At 51.8% G+C, this 1900-nt stretch carries 1 protein-coding gene; it reads right to left on the bottom strand.

What is annotated here, in order from left to right; genetic code table 11:
* Positions 1-7: 7 nt before the first annotated feature.
* Positions 8-1900, bottom strand: a 1893-nt coding sequence (locus HK25_RS11865; RefSeq protein WP_143296005.1) for a TonB-dependent siderophore receptor, incomplete at its 5' end; no start/stop codon positions are given.

The following is a 1900-nucleotide window of genomic DNA, read 5'->3' as shown; positions in this document are numbered from 1 at the left end:
GCATAGGTCAGAAACCAGCCTGCACACTGATAGAAAATGAGCGGGGGGCACCGAGGATCACTTCAGAGGGGTAGTCAGTTGAAGCCCACTGAATGAAGTGCTTGTTCCCCACGTTATCAATTCTTCCATATACAGTTACACCCTTATACGCATGCCATGCTGCAAAAACGTTCACCAGGGCATAGTCTTTGAGGGTCAGTGTGTTGGCATAGTCGCCTTTACGCGAGGAAATGTAACGCATGCCTGCTCCCAGATCGAGTGGCAGGTTTTCAACACGCGACCATACAGCCCACAAATTGGCTGTGACAGCAGGCACGTTTGGCACGGCATTGCCTGATGCGTTGACTCCGGCTGAAGGGTAGAAGGAAGAACCGTAGCGTGACCAGGTGTAGGCGACGTTACCTGAGATGTTCCAGTGCGGGTTAAGCACCAGGTTACCCTGCCATTCGAGGCCGCGTGACTTCTGCCCGCCTGCTGTCGTGACAGAATCCTGCCCGTTAGCGACCAGAATATGCGTGCGGCGAATATCATAAAACGCGATGGCAGATGTAAAGCGTCCGTGCCAGAAACTGCCTTTGGCACCGATCTCACCCTGGCGCGTATGACTCAGGCGGTTAAACTGTCCTTTATTAACCAGAAAGATATTGCTGCCTGGCGGGTCATCAGCTGTGGTGAACACACCGTAAATGCTGATATTTTTTGTCAGGTCATAAACCGGGCCAATACGAAAATTTGACGGATTATAAAGCTTTTTAAAGCTGCTTGCCGCGTTAAATGACCCGTTCTGATTATAGTTCTGGCGGTCAAGATGCAGCCAGTCATAGCGATAGCCACCCACCAGACGTAGTTTACTGGTAACGGTGATGACATCTTCCATAAATACGGCGGCATCAATCATCGTGGTGGGGGATTTGCGCGAGGGGTATTCTCCGGCAAAGCCGGCAGTCGGGCCGGTATTTGAGCTGTCGAGTGCAACGCTGTCTGCATAGGTTGCATCAGGAAAGCCCCTGTCACGGATGAGGCGGATATAGTAGGCATCCCCCCCCACAACCAGGCGGTTCTTAAGCCCGAATAGTGAGAAGTCTAAGGTGCCGTCGAGCGTGTCTCCCACCTGATGCTGGTTCATATAAACATAAAACCGGTCGCGCCCGACCCGCCCGGGGGCAATAGCATTGCCTGCTGCGTCAGTCGCTCCTGGTGATGAGATATAGCTGTAAGTTTCAGCATTGTTCCAGCGGCGTTTGGCATACACAAAATAACTTTTGTTGTGAAATGTGATATGCTCTGTCGGCTGCCATTGCAGGTGCAGGGTAGGGGTTACGTTAGTTGAACTGGCCTGTGGATTTTTGACATTATAATTATGCCACATGGAAGAGCGGGTGATGCCCAGCCCCTGTGATGAGTGTAAAAGCCCGCCAGCGCGTCCTCCGGTTTCTGATAAAGGGACCAGAGGGGTGCCGTAATAGGTTGAAAGTCTGTCCGTCAGATAATCAATGCTGAAACGGGCCGAGAATTTGCGGGTTGGTTTCCAGATCAGTGTGGTTGTAAAATCGTTACTGTGCGGATCTGCGCCTTTGACATAACCATTTGATGATGTGCGGCTGAAATCTGTACGAATAGCCAGTGTATCTGTAACCGGCACAGAGCCGCCTATGCCTGCATTCCAGGTGTTAAAGCTGCCGTATGATACCAGAGCATTGGCATGAGCATGGTCAAAAGCCGGGTCGCGTGTGCGCATATCGACTGTGCCACCTACAGCACCCTGGCCGTAAAGTACCGATGACGGCCCCTGAAGCACCTGAACACTTTGCAGGTTAAAGGTGTTGAGTGGCCGGTTCACCATTGTGGTCGGGCCGTAATAAATGCCGTCACGCAGCATAAGAATCTGATTGCCCGAAAA

Origin of the sequence: Acetobacter sp. DsW_059, from assembly GCF_002153695.1 — a bacterium.
GTDB classification, from domain to species: Bacteria; Pseudomonadota; Alphaproteobacteria; order Acetobacterales; family Acetobacteraceae; genus Acetobacter; species Acetobacter thailandicus.
Note: the sequence above shows the minus strand (reverse complement) of the source record. Positions and strands in the feature narration are given on the sequence as shown.